The organism is Aliidiomarina haloalkalitolerans (assembly GCF_003987315.1).
Lineage (GTDB): Bacteria > Pseudomonadota > Gammaproteobacteria > Enterobacterales > Alteromonadaceae > Aliidiomarina > Aliidiomarina haloalkalitolerans.
The window spans coordinates 93,034-115,498 of sequence record NZ_PIPI01000002.1 but is presented as its reverse complement, the minus strand read 5'-3'; the positions used below and the strand labels follow the sequence as shown (position 1 = coordinate 115,498).

The 22,465-nt window shown below is 50.6% G+C and carries 23 protein-coding genes; 17 read left to right on the top strand and 6 right to left on the bottom strand.

Annotated features, from left to right (window positions below; genetic code table 11):
- The first annotated feature begins 174 nt into the window (after nt 1–174).
- The 5 genes from ubiK (at nt 175) to CWE06_RS04865 (ending at nt 4,345) form a co-directional block, all read left to right on the top strand.
- Nucleotides 175–426 carry a ubiquinone biosynthesis accessory factor UbiK gene (gene ubiK / locus CWE06_RS04885; protein ID WP_198679042.1) on the top strand — a complete coding sequence of 84 codons (252 nt, stop codon included), beginning with the start codon at nt 175–177 and terminating at the stop codon, nt 424–426.
- Nucleotides 427–432: 6 nt separating this feature from the next.
- Nucleotides 433–1,845 (top strand): ATP-binding protein, encoded by a 1,413-nt coding sequence (locus CWE06_RS04880; RefSeq protein ID WP_126791757.1) that lies wholly within the window; start codon nt 433–435, stop codon nt 1,843–1,845.
- The gene (locus CWE06_RS04875) at nt 1,842–2,510 is read left to right on the top strand and encodes a response regulator (RefSeq protein WP_126791754.1); all 669 of its coding nucleotides are present in this window, start codon (nt 1,842–1,844) and stop codon (nt 2,508–2,510) included. Before CWE06_RS04880 ends, CWE06_RS04875 begins: the two co-directional genes overlap by 4 nt.
- Nucleotides 2,511–2,639: 129 nt before the next feature.
- A complete protein-coding gene (locus CWE06_RS04870) occupies nt 2,640–3,290 on the top strand; it encodes an EF-hand domain-containing protein (RefSeq protein WP_157981137.1) in 651 nt (216 codons plus the stop codon).
- 113 nt (nt 3,291–3,403) lie between these two features.
- On the top strand, nt 3,404–4,345 hold the full coding sequence (locus tag CWE06_RS04865; protein ID WP_126791750.1) for a tetratricopeptide repeat protein: 942 nt from the start codon (nt 3,404–3,406) through the stop codon (nt 4,343–4,345).
- Nucleotides 4,346–4,365: 20 nt separating this feature from the next.
- Here the strand turns inward: CWE06_RS04865 and CWE06_RS04860 are convergent, their stop codons facing one another.
- Both CWE06_RS04860 and CWE06_RS04855 read right to left on the bottom strand, forming a co-directional pair.
- A complete protein-coding gene (locus CWE06_RS04860) occupies nt 4,366–5,352 on the bottom strand; it encodes an alpha/beta hydrolase family protein (protein WP_126791748.1) in 987 nt (328 codons plus the stop codon).
- 129 nt (nt 5,353–5,481) lie between these two features.
- On the bottom strand, nt 5,482–5,703 hold the full coding sequence (locus CWE06_RS04855) for a hypothetical protein (RefSeq protein WP_126791746.1): 222 nt from the start codon (nt 5,701–5,703) through the stop codon (nt 5,482–5,484).
- Nucleotides 5,704–5,947: 244 nt separating this feature from the next.
- Here CWE06_RS04855 and CWE06_RS04850 point away from each other — a divergent pair, with 244 nt between their 5' ends.
- From CWE06_RS04850 to CWE06_RS04810, 9 genes are all read left to right on the top strand, one after another.
- Nucleotides 5,948–6,445, top strand: a complete 498-nt coding sequence (locus CWE06_RS04850) for a hypothetical protein (RefSeq protein WP_126791744.1) — start codon at nt 5,948–5,950, stop codon at nt 6,443–6,445.
- 17 nt (nt 6,446–6,462) lie between these two features.
- A complete protein-coding gene (locus CWE06_RS04845; RefSeq protein ID WP_126791742.1) occupies nt 6,463–7,728 on the top strand; it encodes an RND family efflux transporter in 1,266 nt (421 codons plus the stop codon).
- A complete protein-coding gene (locus CWE06_RS04840; protein ID WP_126791740.1) occupies nt 7,721–8,404 on the top strand; it encodes an ABC transporter ATP-binding protein in 684 nt (227 codons plus the stop codon). The genes CWE06_RS04845 and CWE06_RS04840 overlap by 8 nt, the downstream gene beginning before the upstream one ends.
- Nucleotides 8,391–10,760: an ABC transporter permease gene (locus CWE06_RS04835; RefSeq protein ID WP_126791738.1), complete on the top strand. Its 2,370-nt coding sequence runs from the start codon at nt 8,391–8,393 to the stop codon at nt 10,758–10,760. The genes CWE06_RS04840 and CWE06_RS04835 overlap by 14 nt, the downstream gene beginning before the upstream one ends.
- A gap of 36 nt (nt 10,761–10,796) precedes the next feature.
- A complete protein-coding gene (locus CWE06_RS04830) occupies nt 10,797–11,465 on the top strand; it encodes a hypothetical protein (protein WP_126791736.1) in 669 nt (222 codons plus the stop codon).
- A gap of 257 nt (nt 11,466–11,722) precedes the next feature.
- On the top strand, nt 11,723–12,025 hold the full coding sequence (locus CWE06_RS04825) for a type II toxin-antitoxin system HigB family toxin (RefSeq protein ID WP_126791734.1): 303 nt from the start codon (nt 11,723–11,725) through the stop codon (nt 12,023–12,025).
- A gap of 9 nt (nt 12,026–12,034) precedes the next feature.
- Nucleotides 12,035–12,454 (top strand): helix-turn-helix domain-containing protein, encoded by a 420-nt coding sequence (locus CWE06_RS04820; RefSeq protein WP_126791733.1) that lies wholly within the window; start codon nt 12,035–12,037, stop codon nt 12,452–12,454.
- 171 nt (nt 12,455–12,625) lie between these two features.
- The gene (locus CWE06_RS04815; protein ID WP_126791731.1) at nt 12,626–14,161 is read left to right on the top strand and encodes a YifB family Mg chelatase-like AAA ATPase; all 1,536 of its coding nucleotides are present in this window, start codon (nt 12,626–12,628) and stop codon (nt 14,159–14,161) included.
- Between the two features lie 134 nt (nt 14,162–14,295).
- The gene (locus tag CWE06_RS04810; RefSeq protein ID WP_126791729.1) at nt 14,296–14,925 is read left to right on the top strand and encodes a hypothetical protein; all 630 of its coding nucleotides are present in this window, start codon (nt 14,296–14,298) and stop codon (nt 14,923–14,925) included.
- 7 nt (nt 14,926–14,932) lie between these two features.
- On the opposite strand, the gene CWE06_RS04805 is transcribed toward CWE06_RS04810, so the two are convergent.
- On the bottom strand, nt 14,933–16,840 hold the full coding sequence (locus CWE06_RS04805; protein WP_126791727.1) for an ABC transporter ATP-binding protein: 1,908 nt from the start codon (nt 16,838–16,840) through the stop codon (nt 14,933–14,935).
- Between the two features lie 86 nt (nt 16,841–16,926).
- Nucleotides 16,927–17,544, bottom strand: coding sequence for a hypothetical protein (locus tag CWE06_RS04800; RefSeq protein ID WP_126791725.1), 618 nt, complete (start codon nt 17,542–17,544; stop codon nt 16,927–16,929).
- Nucleotides 17,545–17,702: 158 nt separating this feature from the next.
- Between CWE06_RS04800 and CWE06_RS04795 the strand changes: the two genes are divergently transcribed.
- From CWE06_RS04795 to CWE06_RS04785, 3 genes are read left to right on the top strand one after another with little or no spacing between them, the layout of a single operon-like run.
- A complete protein-coding gene (locus CWE06_RS04795; RefSeq protein ID WP_126791723.1) occupies nt 17,703–18,668 on the top strand; it encodes a PLP-dependent cysteine synthase family protein in 966 nt (321 codons plus the stop codon).
- 12 nt (nt 18,669–18,680) lie between these two features.
- Entirely contained in the window at nt 18,681–19,853 is a 1,173-nt protein-coding gene (locus CWE06_RS04790; RefSeq protein WP_126791721.1) for a trans-sulfuration enzyme family protein, read from the top strand.
- The gene (locus CWE06_RS04785) at nt 19,853–20,272 is read left to right on the top strand and encodes a VOC family protein (protein WP_126791719.1); all 420 of its coding nucleotides are present in this window, start codon (nt 19,853–19,855) and stop codon (nt 20,270–20,272) included. The genes CWE06_RS04790 and CWE06_RS04785 overlap by 1 nt, the downstream gene beginning before the upstream one ends.
- A 46-nt stretch (nt 20,273–20,318) precedes the next feature.
- On the opposite strand, the gene CWE06_RS04780 is transcribed toward CWE06_RS04785, so the two are convergent.
- Together CWE06_RS04780 and CWE06_RS04775 are read right to left on the bottom strand one after the other, a co-directional pair.
- Nucleotides 20,319–21,404 carry an alanine racemase gene (locus tag CWE06_RS04780; protein ID WP_126791717.1) on the bottom strand — a complete coding sequence of 362 codons (1,086 nt, stop codon included), beginning with the start codon at nt 21,402–21,404 and terminating at the stop codon, nt 20,319–20,321.
- Between the two features lie 2 nt (nt 21,405–21,406).
- Nucleotides 21,407–22,408 carry a threonine ammonia-lyase gene (locus tag CWE06_RS04775; RefSeq protein WP_241972481.1) on the bottom strand — a complete coding sequence of 334 codons (1,002 nt, stop codon included), beginning with the start codon at nt 22,406–22,408 and terminating at the stop codon, nt 21,407–21,409.
- Nucleotides 22,409–22,465: the final 57 nt, after the last annotated feature.

Here is a 22,465-nt window from a genome sequence, read left to right as displayed (position 1 = left end):
GTCGCACAGGTCCTGCTAGTGATCAACGGGAAAACAAAGGAGCCGGTATTGTAACGAGAGTTGCGCTGAGAATATAGCAATACGCTCGCCAATCAGCCCGTGCTATAGTAAATAATCAGGTAATAAAGACGCGAATGAAACCACGAATAAAACTGCTGAAAAGAGTGTAACTGTATGATCGACCCTAAGAAAATTGAACAAATTGCCCGCCAAATTACCGCCAGCATTCCTGCAGGTGTGCGTGAAGCGGCTGACAATATCGAATTGAAAGTTAAACAAGCGGTACAGTCGCAGTTAGGCAAACTCGATGTCGTGACCCGTGAAGAAATGGATATTCAGCAGGAGCTCGTGATGCGCCTGCGCAAGCGCGTCGAAGAGCTCGAAGATCGCCTCGATGCCCTCGATGGCAAAAGCAACCAAGAGTAAACGCCATTGCTGCGTCGCTTAAGCACCCAACAACAGCTTTTTTTAGCCATTGCCGGTACCGGAGTGTTTCTGGTGATTGTGGTGTTGCTCGGTGTGCGCAGCTACTTCTTGCAGAATTTCTCCGACTACTTGGCCGAACAAGAGCAACGGCGTTTGCAGCAAGTTGCGGTGGTGTTGTCGGAATATTATGAAACCATTCATCGGCAAATGCCGGCTCGCGTCCGCGCTGAGTTTTCCGAGCGCGAACTTTGGCGTCAAGTGATTCAAACCATTCAACGCGATTCGGTGATTAATCCGGAACGAGTCAACCTTGACCCGGAACTGAGTTTTAGCGCGCTCACGCTTGAAACTGTTAGTGGCGAGCGCATTTTCGGGCCGGATATTCGTGAACCCGTGTCGGTGTTAGTGCTTGCCGAAGGGCAAATTATTGCGACCTTAAGCACGGAGCTGCCGACCAGCCAAATGCAGCCGCTCGACGAAGTCTTTCGCGAGCAGCAAATGCAATCCTTGCTCTGGGCAGGCGCCTTAGCGCTATTGGTCGGTGCCTTGGTTGCATGGCTCATTGCCAGTCAGTTGCGTGCGCGTTTAGCGTTATTAAAACGCACCACCCAAGAGATTGCGGCGGGGAACTACAGTAGCGAATTGAGTCCACGGCTATTGGGTAGTGAACAACGTGATGACATTGCTGAACTTGCGCGAGCGCTGCAAAGTATGGCTACGACCCTCAATAATACCGAGCAACAGCGGCGCGCATTTATGGCCGATATTGCGCATGAACTGCGTACTCCTTTAACTGTGCTGAAAGGTGAGCTTGAAGCTGTTGAAGATGGCATTCGTGAGCCCGATCGGGTGCTCTGTGCACGTTTGCAACAGCAAACCGAGCAGTTAACTCGTTTGGTCGCCGACATCGACACCTTGGCGCAGGCTCAAGCCGGCGGCATGAGTTACCAACGTCGAAGCCTTGCCATTCGCGCGTGGCTTGAGCAGCAGATCGCACAATTCCAACCGCTTGCGCAGCAACAGCAACTCGAACTGCGTTTCACTGCCACAGCTGCGGCTGAGATCACTGTGTTTGCAGACTCGGCACGCTTGCAACAAGCACTGCAGAATTTGCTCCAAAATAGCCTACGTTATACCCAAGCGCCTGGCGTGATTCAGGTGACCCTGACAACAAGTGGCACTGCGGTGCTTATTGAGGTTGAAGACAGCGCCCCAGGTGTTGCTACCGAACATCTTGAACATCTTTTTGAACGCTTCTATCGGACTGAGTCGCATCGCCAACGCAGCACAGGCGGCAGTGGCTTGGGCTTAGCGATTAGCCGTCAAATTTTGCAAGCGCACCAAGGCGACATTCGCGCGGAACCAAGTGCGCTCGGCGGCCTCAAAGTGACCATATCACTGCCACGGGAACGGTCATGAGTAGAATATTAATCGCCGAAGATGAACAGGATATTCGCCAACTGTTGGTTGATTATTTGCAGCAAAGCGGTTTCACCACAGTCGCTGTCGACAATGGCAATGATGCGTTGAGCCAAGCGCGTACAGAACAGCCTGACCTAGTGCTGCTGGATGTCATGATGCCAGGTTTGGACGGTTTAGAAGTCTGCCGGCAATTGCGCGAAGTGTCGCATGTACCCGTGATATTTATTACCGCTCGGCATGACGAAGTGGATCGGATTGTGGGCTTGCGCATGGGCGCTGACGATTACATCGTCAAACCGTTTAGCCCACGTGAGGTGGTTGCCCGGGTTGAGGCTTTGTTGCGACGTGCACGCTGGCGCGCCGAAGCAGAGGTTGTGCAGACGGGTTTGCAGTTGAATACCGAGACTTACGTCGCCCGCTGGCAAGGGCAGGTTTTAGACTTAACACCCGTTGAATTTCGTTTGCTGCACACCCTGAGTAAGCACCCACAGCGCGTTTTTCGCCGCGACGAGCTGATTGGCGCAGCGTACGATGACCACCGGATCGTCAGTGATCGGACAGTCGACAGTCACATCAAGAATTTGCGCCAGAAGCTACAAGCGGTTGGCGCTGCTGACGTGATTCAGGCGGTGTACGGGGTTGGTTACCGTTATACCGAATAAATTTTTCTCCACAATTTCTCCATAATTTCAGCATATTCTCTCCATGGTCAGGGGTTAAAGTCAGTACCGTGTGAAGTGAACTCTCCCAAAGTTTGACTTAAATGTATCTCGTAATGAGAGGAAGTGATGATGAAAAAGATGACTAAACTTGCCAGCCTGATGGCGCTTGTACTCCCAGCACTCGCAGTGACCGGCGCGACGGTTGCAGCTGACGAGCCACAAGAGAAGCGCGAGCGAATTCGTGTGATTACGGTACAGGGTGACGAAGTCACTGTGAATATGGACGAGGCGCGTCGAGCACGTGGTGACATGCGCGGCCAACGAATGATGTGGACCCAGCATTTAACTGACAGTGACGGCGAGCCATTGAGCCGAGAAGAAATTCGTGGTCGCGTGATGATTCATCGTGAAGCTGCTCTCGAAAAGCAGTTCGAGAACTTTGACTTAAACCGTGATGGTTACATTACTCAAGACGAAGTGACTGAGTACATGGTCAAGCAAGCACAAGAAAATGCCGAGCGCATGTTCCAGCGCCTTGACCAAGCGGGCACTGGTCGCATTGACCAAGAAACCTTTGTCGAACGTTTTCAGGCAATGGGTCAAGAACGTCGCGTGGAACAGGGTTCGCGTGTGATTCATATGCGTGACCTGAGTGAAGAAGATCGTGAGCGTATTCGTGAAGCTCGCGAGAAAGCCCGCGAAGCCCGTGAATTAGCCGGTGAAAAAGTGCGAGAAATTCGCATTGAACGTCGCCGAGCACAGCAAGAAAATAACGACTAAGCGTGACAATTGATGACAAAAATAGCGGCTCCGGCCGCTATTTTTTTTACCCGATCGGCACTAATCTGTGTCAATCGAGTCGAACGTTTAAACAATAACAACAAGGAATTCGCATGCGGCACTGGATTTTAGCAGTATTAATTGGCCTCGCGACCGCCTTTGGCGGCACTGCCATGGCACAGCAGAGTATCAACTTCGAACAGTTTGACCCAATTTATCAGCCGCTAGAGGAAGCGTTTCGCAATGGCGACCACAAGGCTGCGCAACGGGTGCTGAAGGGCATGGAGCGACAGCATGGTAAAACCGCCGACTTTGAGTTTCTCAGCGGTATCGTCACGCTCTTGCAAATGAATGACGCGGGCTCACTGCGCTTGCCTTTTCTAGCGCGACGGATGCGCAATCATTGGCTACAAGCCGTAGAGTATGATCCGAATCATGAGTTGGCACATTTTAGCTTGGTGCAATATCTCGCCAACGCACCGGGAATCGTCGGCGGTAGTTTGGACGATGCACTCAAACATCGAGACCGTCTGCACGAGCTCGACAGCGAGCACCGCTTTATGGCGGATATCGTCATTGCCATGGTGCAAGAAGATGAAGCTGCCGAGTTAGCAGCGTGGGACGCGCTGTTTGCATCGCAACCGGAGAATGCCCAAATTCGTGTCAACTATGCGGCACAAAAAATCAATCAAGAGCAGTATGAACGTGCGCTCGAACAGCTACAGGCTGCGCTAACACTGGTTGCTGCAAGTGACGACGAAGCGGATACTCTCGTGTTGACGCAGTTACAGTATCAATGGGGTAAGTTAGCCGCAGTATCGGGGCATGAGCTTGACCAAGGCGCCGATTTTCTCGCTGACTTGCTTGCGGAAGACCGCTTACCCGAAGGCATGAGCCAAGGCTGGGTGCAATTTCGCTTGGCTCAGGTCGAGCAGCATCGGCAAAATAACGATCGTGCGCAGCAGCTTTTCAGTGCTGCTGAACAGTTTGCTAGTGACGATGAGAATTTGCGCCAGGCATTAACCGAACAAGGCCGCTGCCAACGCACTTGCTAACGCTTAGGCCGACTCTGTGATTACAGGTTGGCCCGAAAAAATGCGATCACATCGGTGATAAAATCGTCTTGATAAGGCGCCAGTTGATGGTTGGCATGGGAGTATATTGTCAATTCGTGCTGGCGCCCAGCAGCTTCAAGTGCAGCTGCAAATTGTTCGGACTGAGCACGATCCACTTCCCAATCGCGGCCGCCATGAATAAGTAAAATGGGTAGATTGGCCGGAAGTTCATCGGCCCATTGCAGGGCACTACGGGCACGCATTTGTGCCTCACCATCGGTGGCAAAATTAGGAATATAACGACTGGCCGGATGGTGCTCAGCACCCCAATCGTCGACCCACGCATTCAAGTCGCTAATCGTCACTGCAGAAGCAATGGCTTTGAAGGTGTTCGGTTGTGCTTTGGCGGCGAGGAAACTCATCATTGAGCCACGTACGCGGCCGAGCAGGCCAATACGCTGCTCGTCAATGTCGGCAATTTGGGCGGCAACACTCGGCAAAGCTAAAACGTCTAACACGTCAGCGCCACCATATTCGTCGGTGCCATTGGGCATTTGCGGGAACACGCCACCACCGCCACGATACTGACTACCAATGACCATAAAACCGGCTTCGGCCAGCGGCCGCAGTTCGTTCACGAGCTGATCAAAATTCACGGCGCCCGTCGGTCCGTGACCTGCACGATTATAAATAATGACTGGCAGAGGGCCTTCAATGTTGCGTGGAATGAGGGCAAAGCCACCAACATAAACGCCGTCATGCTGATAAACAATCCAGCGACAATTAATGTCGCGCCGCATAGCATTGAACGTCTCTTCGCTTAAACGCTGCTGAAATTGCTCTGCGGTTCGCCCTGGATTGCGTTGCAAGAACTGGGCTTGCATGGCGGCATAGCTGTCATTCGGTGCTGTATAACAGGTTGCATTGTACTCGACGGAAGCTGCCTGAGCATGAGCATTGGCAAACACAGCAATTATGGCGCAAAGCGCATAAATAGTTCGCAACATGGGCGTCCTGTAACAGATTATGAGATACAAAAAGATTTAGGGCTGCGCCCAAAGGAGCAGCTTAACATGCTCAGGCAGTCGCTGCGACATACGGTTTTGTGCGAGTGCAGCGACTTACAAGAAATTTGCTTACTGACTACCGTTGTTAGACTCGGCAGGGATATTCCGCTCGACCTCTTTCATCGGCGGATTGACCCAAATCACACGGTTACTGCCGGCGGCAGCTGACCGCTCAACTTGGTTGACCTTGTCCCAATCAATTTCGGACTTTGCTGCGGTTTGATAACCTCCGGTGCTAGTGCATCCTGCGAGCATCAGAAGCGCGAAACCTCCAATTACACATGCTTTCATAAACACCTCCGCATCAATTTTACGATGCACCAATAACTATAGATCAAAATGGCGCTGTTTGCTTTGTAGGCAAATTCATGGTTGCGGACGGTAGGGGATTGGGTTATAACAATTATCATGTACAAAAAATGACTCATTTAGAAAGTCATTATATTTCAGAGGGATATTGAGAAAGTGCTGATGTGCAGGGCAGTGGAAATGCACGTTCGGCAAATGTCCCGCCAGCAAACAAGGAGTTGTTTTAATGCTTAACTACCTAAGTCGAACGTTGCTAATTTCAACGCTTGCCCTCACGTCATTTTCGCTCGCGGCTAATGAAGTTCCCCCATGGCAGCCTGCCAGCCCTCAAGATTACAACGTCGCCGAGCAGTTTTTCCTGCAGCATGACTGTAGGCTCATTTTTCCAGCGGTTTACTTTTACGACCCGCAAAATGAAACTTGGCTAAGTTCAACCGCTGCCACTGAAAAATTCCCTGACGCTGCGCCGCTTATTCGAGAAAATAACTGCCAAGAGAATATCCCTCGTACGACTGTTGCCGAAACCTTCCAAATCACCATCGATGACAACGCTGAGTTTATTGTCCTTTTCGTTGGACCGCTTGAAGGGATGCTCGGGGTGATGTATCCACCGGGCTCGCCGCAACGCACAGAATTAGATCAGCAATTAGAGTCCCTCGACAGTTATGCACATTACCCGCGCTTTTGGGTCACGCCCCCGATGACAGGTGTCCGTCCCCAATAAACTGAAGAGAAGTCGCAGTGATGCTAGAGATTCCAAGAAAATCGAGTACCTTACAACGGTTACTTTGGCCGACCCTGATTGGTTTAGGTGTGTTTCTCGCCCTCTTTTTTATGTTGAGAGCGTGGCAAGCATTGACCGGAGGGGCGCCACAAAGTGTGGCGACTGCACAGGTCGAAATGGGCGATGTGACTGCGGCCGTGGCGGGACGGGGTATTTTGCTGCCGCGGCAAAGTTATAGTGTGATGGCGGAAGTTGATGGTGTGATTCAGCAACTCGAGTTGTATCCGGGAACGCGTGTGCAGTCGAGCGATATTATTCTGACGATGCGTAACCCGCTCCTCGAGCGCGAACGTGAGCGTGCGGAACTCGCTGTTCTGGAAGCGACCGCAGCCATGCAGTCAGGGCAGGCACGGCTCGATCGAGAGAGTATTTCACTGGAAAACGAGATTGCGCTTTTGGAAGCAGATATCCGTTTTGCCAAGCAAGAACTTGAAACCCTACAAACCCTGCTGGAACAGCAAATCCTTGCGCGTTTAGACTATTTGCAGGCACAAATTAATTTAGAAAAATCACAGCTGAGATTCGAACTTGCGCGGCGTAACATGGAGGCGTACGAGCAATCACGGCGTGCCGACGCAAGGGCATATGAATACCGTCTCGAGGAAGCGCAAAAACACTTAGCGATGATCGAGCAAGATATTCGTTACCTGCAAGTGCGCGCCGAAAGCGAAGGGATTTTGAATGAGCTGAGTGAACAAATCGAAGTCGGTAAACCGATTCGGCGGGGCGATATTATTGCTCAGATTACTAATCCCGATAGCTTATACGCGGACGTATTGATTGCGGCTAGTGCAGCAAATCGTGTTGTCCCAGGCCATAAGGTTGAAGTGCAAGTTCGTCAACAACAGGTGATCGGCGAAGTCATTCGCGTCCATCCGAGTATTCAACATGGTCAGGTGCGGGTTGAAGTACTCTTACCTGAACAATTACCGGCTGAAGCACGTGCGAATCTCGATGTTCAAGCGCGTATTATCACAGCTGAGTCGCACCATACGATGCGCGTAAATACACCGCTTGGACTTACCGAACAAAGCTACAGTGGTCACGTGTTTGTCGAACAAAACAATGGCTTTGTCCGTCGCGACGTCCAATTTGGGGTAATAGGTAGTGACTTTACCGAAATTCTTGAAGGGCTGCGGGTGGGTGAGCGTATTTTACTCGATGTACCAAGCCGTTTGCGTCACCAGGAGTTCATTGAATGGAAGGAGCTAACGCGTGACTGAGTTGATTCGCTTAGAGAAATTGCAGCGCACATTTGCGCAAGGTGAAACGGAGCTACCGGTACTCAAAGACTTGTCGCTAACCATTCAAGATGGTGAGAGCTTGGCCATTGTTGGCCCATCGGGCAGCGGTAAATCCACCTTGCTGTCTATCCTCGGCTTGCTTGATGACGCCACGGGCGGACACTACTGGCTGCGTGGTGAAGACGTGAATCAGCTTACCCGTCAGCAAAAAAGCTTTGTGCGTAATCGGCATTTGGGTTGGATCTTCCAGAACTTTAACTTAATTGGCGATATGACGGCACTGGAGAATGTTGTGCTACCGATGCGTTATAACAGCGATATTCCGAGCAGTGACTATCAGTCGCGTGCCGAAGCGCTGCTACAACGTGTCGGCTTAGGTCATAAATTGAACGCATTACCTTCTGAATTATCCGGCGGCCAACAACAACGCGTGGCCATCGCTCGCGCCCTAGTCAATAAACCGAGTTTATTGCTTGCCGATGAACCGACAGGTAACTTGGACTCTGGCAGTGGTCAAAGTATCGTTGATTTGTTGCTGGAACTATCCACAGAAGGTGCAACGGTCATCCTCGTCACACACAACCCAGACGTGGCTCAACAGTGTCAGCGAACAATTCATTTGGTCGATGGTGTGATTACTAATGCGAGCCAATAACCCACAATTTTTTCTGACCATGGAGTGGCGGACTTGGCTGGGACAACGCGGCAAGCTGCTGTTTTTACTCGTTGGTTTCGCCCTCATGTGCGCATTGCTAGCACTGTTGCTAAGGCTGGGTGACAAACTCTTCCATGAGCCGCCGGCTTGGGCGAATCCGGGGAGTCATGTCTACACATTCGCACGCGAGCATGCGGATGGTCGTCTGTCGCCAATTCCGAAAATTGCACTTGAACGCATACAAGAAGCCCCCGGTATTCGTGGCCAAACATCCTTTGTGCAGCGAACCATGACGGTTAACTTTCTGGGCCTGCCGGAGGAAGAATTACAAACCCTATTCATTGCCGATAATTTCGCTGCGTTGCTCGGTATCGAAGCGCTGGGCCAGCACCAGCAGGAAGGGGCATGGGTAAGCGCACGTTATTTTCAGGACGTACTGCAAGGTGACGAACAGCGCTTGAACAGCTCGCTGCAACATCGTCGTATCCCGCGCCAAATTCCAATTTTAGGGGTGTTACCCGCAGAGCTTAATCGCATAGGTGGTATTCAACCAGACATTTGGCTCAGTCAACATTACCTTAGCTACCTGACACCTTTCGTCGCCGAATCCACGACGGCCGTTGAACGTTTTCTGCTCGCAGCGCCAGATCATTACGGTCTACTTGTCGCCGATCAGCCGATGTCTGTGGTTGGCTTGAATGAGTACATTGGCCAGCAAGATCTCTCGGTACCGGGAATGAACATGGCCAGTGACGGCTCACAGTTTGTGATTTACCGTGGAATTAATCTCGATCCACCAGCCAAACAGCGTTTGTTGCAGCAATGGCAACTGCTGCTCGTTGTTATTGTGGCGTTTGTCGTGGTTTTAGCATTGAATACCTTTAGTATGTTTACCAGCCGACTCATTCAACAAGCCAATAGTTATCGGATTCAGCGTGTGCTCGGTGCCAATGTTCCGCACCTGATTGTCGGGCCGCTGCTCGCCAGTGCGATTATGATCTTGGTCGTTGCGTTGCTTTCTTTATTGTTCCTTGCCGGCCTAAATAGTTTCGTGTCAGTGCAAAGCGCTTATTTAGAAAGTGTTGGTAATACGCGCTTAGCTATTCATTTTGGCCAGTGGTTGGCAGCACTTGGCTTGGTTGCATTGTTGCTGATTGGTTGCGCTTGTTTGCCCGTATTGCGCTTTAGCCGCCAACCACTATTTGGGCGTCAGACCGGCGAGAGCCGCAGCAAAGGTCAAAAGTGGCTGGCGCAAACGAATCTTGCCAGTCAACTGGTCATCGCACTCATCGCTATTTCGTTTTTAAGTACCTTGGGATATCAACAGTGGCGACTGTTCCAAAGTTATGAATTAAACAGTTCCATCCAAACCTTTTCGGTACGCCAACTGAGTACAGGGTTTGATTTGACGGCAATATCCACGGGTAACCTTGCGCAGTTGGTGGCAGACGACGTGGCTTTCGAGCTGAGTGAGTTTACCAGTCATTTCACCAATGAGCTGAATGACGACCGCCTAGCAGAGGCCGTTGCTGTGCAGCAGCGTATTGTTAGTGGTAATTATTTCAATAAGCTTGGTGTGCCTTTAATCGAGGGTGAAACGGACTGGCAGCAAGGGTTGGTGATTAACCAAACTTTGGCACGCCTGCTGCGCTACAACACATCGACGCCTTTAATTGGTAGTTCATTAAATTTGGGGATGCTCGGTTCTATACCGATTGTTGGGATCGTCGCTGATCTGCCGCATCAAGGGTTTAGCCAGACGTCTACTCCGGCGTTTTACCTGCATTTCACTTCTGCAGGGTTATTCACGCAAAGTGCAAGACAACTTGAGCTTTATTATCATGCAGCCGATGCGGCACGGATCCGGCCAGCTTTGCAGGTCTGGTTCGAGGACACGACTATGCAGCCGCATTTTTCAACCGAGCGGCATCTTGCCAGTGTCGTGGCCGAACGTGACCGCACAAGTCGAGCGCTCTTGCTGTTTTGCGCAGTGATGATTGCCTTAGTGGTAAGCCTCGTGTTTACCAGCTTGCGTTACCAGATTCGCAATCGTATGGTATTAGAACGTCAAGAGTATGGCGTTATGATGGCTCTCGGCGCTCCAGATTGGCGACTATTCCTCAGAGCAGCCGCACAAGCTTTATTCGCGTTAGCCGTAGCAATCCCATTTGGTTTAATATTGCTCAGTTGGCTTCTTCAGGATACGGGCTGGTTGTCTGCGTTTGAACTAACCTTCTCAGCACCATTGTTTATGTTTGGCCTAATGTTGTTGTGCTTACTCACGTTCGTCGCCGCACAACTACCGGTGTGGCAACTCACACGACAACCGATATTTTCATTGCTGCGGACGTATTAAATCGTAGTCTTAAAGTTATCCAGCTAAGGAATTTTTTTGAAAAAATCAGGACTAGTATTCATCATTATTTTGAGTTTGGTGGTCGGCGTTTATGTTTTGTCTAACGTGGATGAAGACGAGCGATCCTCGCCTGTACCATTGAATAACTCGATTCAAACGAATGGCTCAATGAATGAAGGCGATTCACAAGGGTTAAATACGGGTTCAATGGCAAATAACGAAACAATTGGTCGTGATCAGCAGTTGATTACAGCACCAGATAGCGACCTTATCCAATCGTTCTCTCGAAACAATGAGGCTTTTAAAGCAGAAAAATATGACTCGCTTATACATTCAGCGGATTTTATGTCTAAAGCATACGAGTTTATGAGCGCTGATACGACAAGCGAAAGCGTTAATAACCAAATGTACCTATATAACAGCTTTCGTGAATCGATCGCGACGACTCCAGAATTCTCAAGTTTGTCTCTGGAAATGGCAGAGTGTGATGTTGATCTGTGTTTGGTCTCTGTATCAGGCGTAGAGCAACTATCAGACGATGACAGAATGCAGTTACAACGTGAAATGCTTTTTAATAGACAAGGACTGTCGAAAGTCGCGGCACAGGGTGTCGGCGGAACGTTTGGAGTATTTGAAGACGATGATGGACGGACCTACTTTCGAATAATATACGTGACCAATTCTAGATTCTCAGGAGTTAATTAAAAGAACTCCTTCGAACGAGCGCTGGATGACTACTGCAATCCACTAAAATAGCCTCTCTACTAGCCCTGTCAGCGATCGCTGAAATCGATGGTCGATAGGCGTGCTTTGTCGCCGACTCAGGTAGACTACATTTTTTTGCGACATCGGCGGGTGTGCAGTGAATAAGTCGCAAATCATCATCCACATCATTGGAGGTTTACTAATTGTAAACTTATGTCGGCCCTGATATAGTTTACCTATAGTAAACGGAGTTAAGGATGCACGTTATTTCACGAAAGCCATTTGCTGATGCAATTAAAAAATTTCCGAACCATGCAGTAGCAATCGAGTGTACATACAATGTTCTAAGGCGCGGTCATTTTAAAAGTCCGACGGAACTCAAATCTGTATTTAGTTCGTTGGATAACTTTAAGTACAAGGATAAGTGGTGGATTATTGACATAGGTGGCAATAATTTGAGGTTACTTGCCTTTATCGAATTTAGACACAACCGGATTTACGTAAAACATATCCTTACCCACAGTGAGTACGATGCGCTTTGTAAAAAGTATCGAAAATAGGAGGCTTAAATGTTAGTTGTCGCCGAAGTATCCAAGCTGGCCAAGACAATTATGGCGAATGTGCCGCTACTGGCTGGAATTAGCAACGATAAAGAGTATGAGGAGGCGCTTGAGCTAGTCGAGGATCTCTTGGATAACTATGATGCTAACCTTGTCGTGATTGAAGCGCTAAGCAATGTTATTGAGCGCTATGAGGACGAGTCTCTCAGATTTGAGACATTTAACCTCCGGCAGGCAGGGCTAGACCCAGCTGTCGAAACGCTGAAAGTCTTAATGGACCAAAATGGTCTGAACACCACTGATTTTGAAAACGAAATCGGTAAAAAGAGCATGGTTTCACAAGTGTTAACGGGTAAGAAGAATCTGACCAGAGCTCACATCACCAAGCTGGCTGAGCGCTTTGGCGTAGCACCGGCAATATTTTTCTAAATTGAAATAATAATACGCTACTTCCGTCCTCGAAAATCTACGTTTCTTGCAGGACAACACGATGCCCCGGTTACTAACTCTGTCAGCGATCGCTGAAATCCATGGTCGATAGGCGTGCTTTGTCGCCGACTCAGGTAGACTGTTTGTTTTGCAGGATGCAGAGAGGTTGCGATGGGATTAGCAGTGGTGCGGACGCGAGCGCAGTTAGGGATGGAAGCGCCGGCGGTGCGGGTTGAAGTAAATGTGGGTAAACGCGGCGTGCCAACCTTTCAGATTATTGGCATGCCAGAGACGACGGTACGCGAAGCGCGTGATCGGGTAAAAACTGCGATTCTCAACAGTGAATTTGACTTTCCGATCGCCAAAATTGTAGTTAATTTATCGCCCGCCGAGTTGCCGAAGCAGGGTGCACGATTTGATTTAGCAATCGCTCTTGGCATTTTGGTTGCCAGCGAGCAACTCGATGACCAACAGTTGGACGAACTAGAAGTCTATGGCGAACTTGCGCTCGATGGGGCGGTACGCAATATGAGCGGTGCGTTACCGTCTTTGCTTGCCTGTCAACAAGCAGGACGACGCGCACTGATTCCCAAGGGTAATGAGTCTGAAGCGGGTTTGCTTCGCCAACCGGTCGCTTACACCGTGCCTTCTTTAAAGGTTGCTGCCGAGCACTTAGGTGGACAACGTCGGTTGGATGTTGTCCAGCCCACCAAGCTAGCGGTCGCCCCAGTGTTAACGGGTGATATTGCCGACGTGCATGGTCAAGAGCAAGCGAAGCGGGCACTGCTACTTGCCGCGGCGGGCGGGCATCATGTTTTGTTTGTTGGACCACCGGGGACGGGCAAAACGATGTTGGCACAGCGTTTACTCGGTTTGATGCCGCCGCTTGAGGAGGCTGCGGCACTTGAAGTTGCGGCTATCGAGTCATTGGCGGGTATTCCTTTTTCCCCCGAACGTTGGCGTCAGCGCCCCTTCCGTGCTCCTCATCATTCTTGTTCTGCTGCAGCATTGGTGGGTGGTGGTTCGATCCCAAAACCTGGTGAAGTGACGCGCGCGAACCATGGGATTCTATTTTTAGACGAATTAACCGAAACACCTCGACATGTGCTAGATACTTTACGTGAGCCGCTTGAGTCAGGCACAGTTTGTATCAGCCGTGCGCAACAGCAAACCACTTTCCCCGCACGCTTTCAGCTTATTTGTGCATTGAATCCATCACCTTGCGGCACCTTCAATGGCGATATTCGCAGCTCGCGATCGACGCCGGATCAAATCTTAAAGTATTTAAGTAAAGTGTCAGGCCCATTTCTTGACCGCATTGATCTGCAAGTCGATGTGCCACGGCAGCCGGATGCGCTGCGCGATGCACACCAGCAAACTAAATCAGCAAAAATGGCTTCCCAATCACTACAGGAAAAGGTTGTGGCTGCACAACAACGGCAACTCGAGCGGCAAGGATGTTTAAATCGGAATTTGTCCGTTCGCCTCCTGACCGAGGTCGCGGTTCTCAGTGACGAGGACCATGAGTTTTTGGTCTCGGCGATGGAGCGCTTGCAGCTTTCGCATCGCGCTTTTCACCGCACTCTGCGCCTGGCACGCACCATCGCAGACCTCAGCGGCGAAGAAAGGTTACGGCGGGAACATTTGCTTGAAGCCCTCAGCTACCGAGCACTTGATAATCTACTGACACAGCTGCGGGATTTGTGATCTCATTAGAGCCGAACTTTGACCTTCTGCTGCCAATAAAGCAAGATAAGCGGCAAGAGGGCCAACTTCATGGCCATTTCATGCAGCAACATGAATGAAATTCATTTTGTGGAAGACTTACATGAGGGAGATTCATGTCAAAACAGCAGCGCATTTTGTGGGTGAGCATTTCGATTCTATTGCTCACGATTCCGGTTTGGTTTGACGCCGTAACGTTACCCGGTGATTTTGTCTATGTTTGGCGCTGGACCGACAGCCAGATCATCTATGAAAGCTTGATCACGGTGATGTTTCTTGTGGCTGCGATTGTCGCTTACGGACTCTTGCGCAAAGCGGTAGGCGAATTTGCCCAATGGAAGATCTTGCGTATTGGCGTGGCGATCTGGATCGGCATGATCGCGATTCTGGTGCTGTTTAGCTTGGCAATGTATTACGCAGGTAATCAGTCGACCTTGGCAGACTACGACGGTGAAGGCTATAACGTCGTTGCCATGGGCTCGGGCATTGCTGAAGATACCGAAGAAGGTCAAGCAGCCAGCGGGCAAATCTTTGTGGTCATGAGTTGTGACTATCGTGGCCTGTATAAACGTGTCATTCACATCGACCGTTTTGTCGGTGCCGATGATGTCTCATTGCGCCGCGATGGTGAGTACTTACTCGCAAGTTACACTCTACATGGCCGCGAGCTGCGTGAGCAGAGTTATGACCTTGAGGCACTGTATCAACAGTGCCTCACCGGTGAATCACCACGACCTTTCGAGTAAGTTCGACTTATTCGTCGATGTCATGGGCCAGGAAACCGCCTGATTGGCGCTGCCAGAGTTTGGCATACAGACCATTGAGGGCGATGAGCTCGTCGTGGCTGCCTTGTTCAATTACCTGACCTTGGTCCATGACGATCAAACGATCCATTTCGGCAATCGTCGATAAACGATGAGCTATCGCAATCACGGTTTTACCTTCCATCAAGTTATATAAGTTTTCTTGAATGGCGGTTTCAACTTCACTGTCGAGTGCTGACGTTGCTTCGTCGAGGATGAGGATCGGTGCGTCTTTTAACATGACCCGGGCAATTGCGATGCGTTGACGCTGGCCACCGGAAAGTTTGACGCCCCGTTCACCAACATGGGCGTCATAGCCGGTGCGGCCTTGATGGTCGTTTAAATCGCCTATAAAGTCAGCGGCATGGGCGCGTTCTGCGGCACGCTTTAATTCGGCTTCGGTTGCTTGCGGGCGACCGTAGAGAATGTTGTCACGCACCGAACGGTGCAGCAGCGAGGTGTCTTGGGTGACCATGCCGATATGCGCGCGCAAACTATCTTGCTGCACGGCAGCGATGTTTTGGCCGTCGATGCGAATTTCACCTTCCTGAATGTCATAGAAGCGGAGTAACAAATTGACTAATGTCGATTTGCCGGCTCCTGAACGACCGACAATTCCTACTTTCTCACCCGCACCAATGGTCAAATTGAGGTTTTCAATCACGCGCGCTGGGCGGAAACTAGCGCCCTGCGGTTTTTCTTCTGCGCTAGAGTCGTTTGCTTCGTCTCGTTCACCAGCGACGGCACCGTAATAAAAACTGACATTACGGAACTCTATTTCGCCGCGCTTCACTTCAAGGGCAGGTGCATTCGGCTGATCTTCCACGGTTCGCGACACCGCGATGGAATTAATGCCGTCTTGCACGGTACCGATGGCTTCAAACAATTGGGTTAACTGCCACATGACCATTTGGGACATGCCGAATAAACGCAACACCAAGCCAATCACCACGGCGATCGCGCCTAATGATACCGCATCATTGATCCATAGGCTGATGGCCAATGCTGCTGAGGCAAAAAGCAACAAACAGTTAATAATATAAAGAAAGCCGTAGAGCAGCGTTACCAAGCGCATTTGCTTGTGTACGGTCACCAAAAAATCGTCCATGCCGTCGCGGGCAAATTTAATTTCTCTATCGCCATGAGAAAATAGCTTCACGGTTTGGATATTGGTGTAGCTGTCGACAATGCGGCCGGTCATAATCGAACGCGCGTCGGCTTGCGCTTGCGATATGCGACCTAAACGCGGCACGAAGTAATACAGTAACGCGGCATAGGCAATGACCCAACCTGCGAGCGGCAGCACGAGTCGAATATCGGCACTGCCGATAATAAAGAACATGGCAATAAAATAGACGCCAATGTAATTGACGACTTCAATGAAACTAATTACCACTTGGCGCACCGACAGAGCGGTTTGCATCAGTTTCGTTGCGACACGGCCGGGGAATTCGTCTTGGTAATAGCTCATCGACTGCTTCAGTAAGTAGCGATGCACTAACCAACGAATTCGCATGGGGTAATTGCCTAGCAAGGTTTGGTGCAGTATCAACGACTGGAACCAAACTAAGAGCGGCAAGCCAAAGAGTACCACAGCGCTCATAGCGACGAGCTTGAACCATTCGTTGGCTAGGAATTGGTCTCGTTCTTGCACTGACAGCCAGTCGACAATACTACCGAGAAAGCCAAACAACCAAACTTCCGTTATTGCCACCAGCGCCATTAAAATGGCAACGGCGATGAGATATTTTTCCGAGCCTTTGGTGAAGTGATAGCAAAAAGCAAAGAAGCCTTTAGGAGGCTGGCTGGGTTCGGCTGTAGGGAAAGGTGCTAAACGGTCTTCAAACCAACGAAACATGTGTGTGCCTCAACTTCCGACGACGGGCGGCAATAGCCACGGAAGAAATTTGCCGACAGCTTGTATGCAAACTGTCGGCAGGATCATTAGTACTGGTAGTGATCTTCCCAGCCCCATGGGAGAGGAGGGAAATCGTCCGCTGGCAACGGCGAGCTTAGGTCAACATCGACATGAAACTCACGGTTTTCACGTGACAAACGGTAACGCATCGTGTTCTCGTCTGGGAATGACAGCCACCACGTATTGGTAATTGATACCGTGGCGTCCAGCTCGGTAAACAGCTGTTTGCTATACTCGTCAGCTGGGAAAGCTTGCGCAGTCGGCGTGCCTGGGGTCACCGTAGAGCCACCGTACATGGTCATCGGATCGTGGCTACCGTCTTCTAAGCGATGGTCGTGTTTTAATTCAAGGCCACCTTGTGGAAGGCGAGTGATAATCCAAGTGCGTGAGTGGTTATCGCCAACATGCAATGGAATACGAATCCGGTTTTCGGTGCATTCACGAACTTCGATAACAATCCGGTTGTTCATCCACGTGGCATCGGTTTCTGGATTACCCGAGGTGACGCGACCTTCATAAGCGTTACCACAATGCGCGGCAATGGTATTAAAAAATACATCTTGCGGGTCTTCTGCAGCAGGCGTACAGGCAGCAAGCGCAGCTGCAGCACCAACGACAGCTAAGTGCAATTTGGTTAATCGCATCGATAGTTCCTCTTTGTTTTATAGTGTAACGAACCATTCTAACCGCAAAACGCCGTCGACAAAAGGTATGGCTTATGCCGGATTCGCATAGATACTCAGGCACGAGTCGAGTAGAATATGCGCAACTTTATATTTATTTAAGCGAAAGAGGCGAACACATGAAGGTTTTTGCAAATGCCCTGGAAATGATCGGCAACACACCCATGGTCCGAGTGAACCATCTCGACACCGGCCCGTGTGAGTTGTATTTGAAGTTAGAAACGCAAAACCCTGGCGCCTCAATTAAAGACCGCATCGCTGTTTCGATGATTGCCGCCGCTGAAGCCGAAGGCAAAATCAAGCCAGGCGACACCCTTATTGAAGCAACCGCAGGAAATACTGGTTTGGGCTTGGCGCTCGTGGCGGCGCAAAAAGGTTATAAGTTGATTATTGTTCTGCCGGACAAAATGAGCCGGGAGAAGCTGTATAACTTGCGTGCTTTAGGTGCGGAAGTGATTGAAACACGCTCAGACGTGCAAAAAGGCCACCCTGAGTATTATCAGGACATGGCCGAGCGTATTTCGAAAGAGCGTGGTGCATTTTATATCAATCAGTTTGAAAACCCAGCTAACGTGAAAGCGCACTACGAAACGACTGCGCCAGAAATGTGGCAGCAAATGGAAGGTAAGCTGGATGCGTTTGTGTGTGGGGTTGGCTCAGGCGGCACCTTGACCGGTGTTGGCCGTTATTTGCGCGAGCAAAACCCAAATGTGGACTTAGTTCTTGCCGACCCAGACGGGTCAATTTTGGCACCGTTGATCAACGAAGGTAAAGAAGTTGAAGCGGGTAGCTGGCGCATTGAGGGCATTGGCGAAGACTTTATTCCGGTTATTTGCGACATCGCGTTGGCAGGCAAAGCGTATAGCATTAGCGACAAAGAGTCGTTTGCCGTGGCGCGAGAAGTATTGCTAAAAGAGGGCATTATGGTTGGTTCCTCAAGCGGTACCCTCATTGCTGCCGCGCTGCGTTACTGCCGTGAACAAACTGAACCGAAGCGGGTCGTTACTCTCGCTTGCGACACCGGTTGTCGCTACCTTTCGAAGTTTTTCAATGACGAGTGGCTTGCTGCTCAAGATTTAGATTAAGAGGTGGATAACATGCGTAATACCGACCATTTAGGTTTTGCAACCCGGACCATTCACGGTGGTCAGGAGCCGGAGCCAACAACCGGCGCGGTCATGCCACCGATTGTGACCAGCTCGACCTATATTCAGTCAAGCCCAGGTGTGCATGCGGGTTTTGAATATTCGCGTTCACAGAACCCAACCCGGTTCGCGTGGGAGCGTGCGGTGGCCAATTTAGAAAGTGGCACACGGGGCTATGCATTTGCCTCAGGCATGGCGGCAACCTCGACCATTCTTGAATTGCTCGATAGCGGCGACCACGTGGTTGCCATGGACGACTTGTACGGTGGTAGTTTCCGTTTGTTCGACAAAGTTCGTGGTCGTTCAGCAGGTTTGCACTTTAGCTATGTTGATTTAACCGACTTAGCGGCATTAAAAGCTTCGTTCACCCCGAAAACCCGGATGTTGTGGGTGGAAACGCCAAGCAACCCGATGCTGAAATTAGTCGATATTAAAGCGGTTGTTGCCTGTGCGCGTGCACACAACCCCGACATGATTGTGGTGGTCGACAACACGTTTGCAACGCCTTATAACCAGCGGCCACTGGAAATGGGTGTGGACATTGTGATGCACTCGGCGACGAAATATTTGAATGGCCATTCGGATATGGTCGGTGGTATCGCTGTGGTTGGCGAGCGCGAAGATCTGCAAGAACAAATGGCGTTTTTACAGAACTCAATTGGTGCGGTAGCGGGTCCATTCGACTCGTATCTTGCGCTCCGTGGCGTGAAGACTTTAGCGTTGCGAATGAAGCACCATAACGAGGCAGCACTGGAAATCGCCAAATGGCTGGAAGCGCATCCGCGTGTGCGTCAGGTCATTCACCCAGGTCTTGAAAGTCACCCGCAACACGAGTTAGCGAAAGCACAAATGAGTGGTTTCGGTGGCATGATTTCGATTTTCCTCGATGGCGACTTAGAGTCAGCACGTCGCTTCCTTGAGGCCGTGGAAATTTTTGCGTTGGCTGAATCTTTAGGTGGCGTGGAAAGCTTAATCGAGCACCCAGCGATTATGACCCATGCCTCGATTCCGGCAGAAAACCGTCAGAAATTGGGTATTCATGACAATTTCGTTCGCATTTCTGTGGGTATCGAAGACACCCAAGACTTAATTAACGACCTGCAACAAGCGTTGGAGAAAATGTAATGGCGATCCCTCCGTTTCATCTCGCAATTCCAGTGGACGACTTAGCGAAAGCGCGGGCGTTTTATGGTGAGTTGCTCGGTTGTGCAGAGGGTCGCAGTAGTGACCATTGGATTGACTGGAATTTTTACGGTCACCAACTGGTCACTCATGTTGCGCCAGAGCGTTTGCTGCCGCCGGTGACTAATCCGGTGGACGGTCATGACGTTCCGGTGCCGCATTTTGGTGCGGTCTTAGACATGGACAGTTGGCAGGCATTAGCCGACAAGGTGCGTGCTGCGGGTATCGATTTTGTGATCGAGCCCTACGTGCGTTTTCAAGGACAGCCAGGTGAACAAGCCACCATGTTCTTTTATGACCCCGCAGGTAATGCGCTAGAATTCAAAGCCTTTGCGGATCTGGCCAATCTATTTGCCAAATAATTATTCTCGGCAAGTGGCGTTGTGATATCAGGGCGAATGTCGCAGTTTAAATAACCCGACATTCGCCTTTTGCTGCGTCCATGACTAAACAGGAATGCGCCGGTACAATCAGCAGCAAATCGCCCAACTTCAGTTCTTTCATCATGGCGTCGGGTACTTTAACCTTGCCATGCTCTTGCGACAACCCGCGTAATTCTGCTCCGATAACGGGACCAGCCCAGCCGCTTGCGGTCATGTGCATGACTTGGCCATAGCAAGGTTTACCGTCGATGGTGACAAAGTCTTTGCTAAAGTGCACAGCACCACCATGAATGACGACTTCACCACGCTCTGGATATCGCGCGATCACTGGGCAAGCGACGGCCAACGCGATGTCTTGCCAGTCACAAGCGCCAATGCGCTGCATCATCAGATCATAAAATACATAATTACCGGGGCGAATTTCGTCAGCGCCAGGAAATTCACTCATGCGACTGCAGGTTGGTGTGTCACCAACACTGATGCGCAGCTGCTCACGAGGAAACTGCAGACGTTCCACAAGTTCCGCAAGGCGGCTTAAACTTTCGTTGTGAACCTGGGCAATACCACTGTCACCGCGCATTTGATAACTATTCCCTGCATGCAATAACAAACCGACTTGGCGCACGGACGTTAACCCTGAAGCTTGCTGTAACAACGCATCAATGCGTTCGTGCTGGCGCCAGGAAATGCCGGTGCGACCATAACCAGCGTCAACTTCAACATAGACATCGACCGGATGCTGCAGACTGCGAAGCGTTTTTAAAGCATCGTCATGTTCAATGGTTAGCCCGAGCTTTACCTCCTGAGCTAAGCGATTGTAAGCAGGCAGCTGGCGCGGGTTTAAAGGAATCGCAATGAGAATGTCCTGCCAGCCAGCGTCAGCAAATGTCCGCGCCATCGGCACCGACGACACTGCAATCGGGGTGTCAGCCGGAGTCCCAAACCAACGTCCGACCGTGACCGACTGATGCGTTTTAAAATGCGGCCGCAAGGCGACATGGGCGTGCGCAGCCTTAGCGCGCATACGTTCGATATTGCGTTTGCTCTTCTGGCTGTCAACAAGCACTTCGGGGCCGCTAATGGTATTCCAGTTGACCGTTTTTGTTGCCATAACTACCTCTCATTCGCTTCGATTTTAAGCCGTTGTACAGGCCACGGCAGTTGATCGACTGCGACATTGCCACCGCTGAGAATTAAGCCAAGTCGTTGACCGTGAAAGCGTTCGCGATACTTACACACGGCAGCAAAAACGGTGGCTGAGGAAGGTTCAACGACAAGATGCAGGTGTTGCCAAATGAATCGCATGGCGTCGACAACTTCTTGTTCGCTGACCACAAGGATATCGTTCACGCGCTCTTGAATCACCGCAAACGTATGCTCACCTAAGCTGGTTAATAGCCCATCACAGATACTGCGCGGCGGCATTGCTGGCTGAATTCTACCGCTTTGCAAGGACGCTGCGCCGTCGCTCGCCAATTCAGGCTCGACGCCATACACCGCAATACCTTGGCTATGTGCAACCATGGCGCTACCCGACAGCAGACCGCCTCCGCCTAAGGGTGTGAGCAACACGTCTAAATCCGGCTCAACTTTAAGTAGCTCCAGCGCTGCAGTCCCTTGACCAGCGATAATATAGGGATGGTCATAAGGCGGAATGAACAGCAGGCCACTTTCCTCGCGCCACTGCTGCACGATGGCTTCGCGAGCCGCCATACCGGGTTCAATTTCAGTAATTAGCGCACCAGAACGAGCAATGTTTTGTTTTTTGACAGCGGGAGCATTGTTCGGTACGGCTACCCGTACGGCAATACCGAGTTCACGACCGGCGGCCGCTAGTGCAGCACCATGATTGCCGGAAGAAACGGTAAACACGCCGTGGGCACGCTCTTCAGCAGTTAAATGCAGCAGCGCATGCATGGCACCACGGAATTTAAATGCACCGGTGCGCTGCAAGTTTTCACACTTAAAATGCAGTTCCGCGCCTGCAATTTCATTCAGCACCGGGCTGGTTAAAACCGGTGTTTGTACGATATAAGGCGCGATCAACTTATCGGCTCGCTGAATAAAAGCAAGATTCAGAGCGTCACTACCGGCGAGGTTTTGCCATCCCGTCACAATTAAAACTCCGCTTAACTGGCCGTAAAGTATGCTTGTAGAGTACAATAACATACT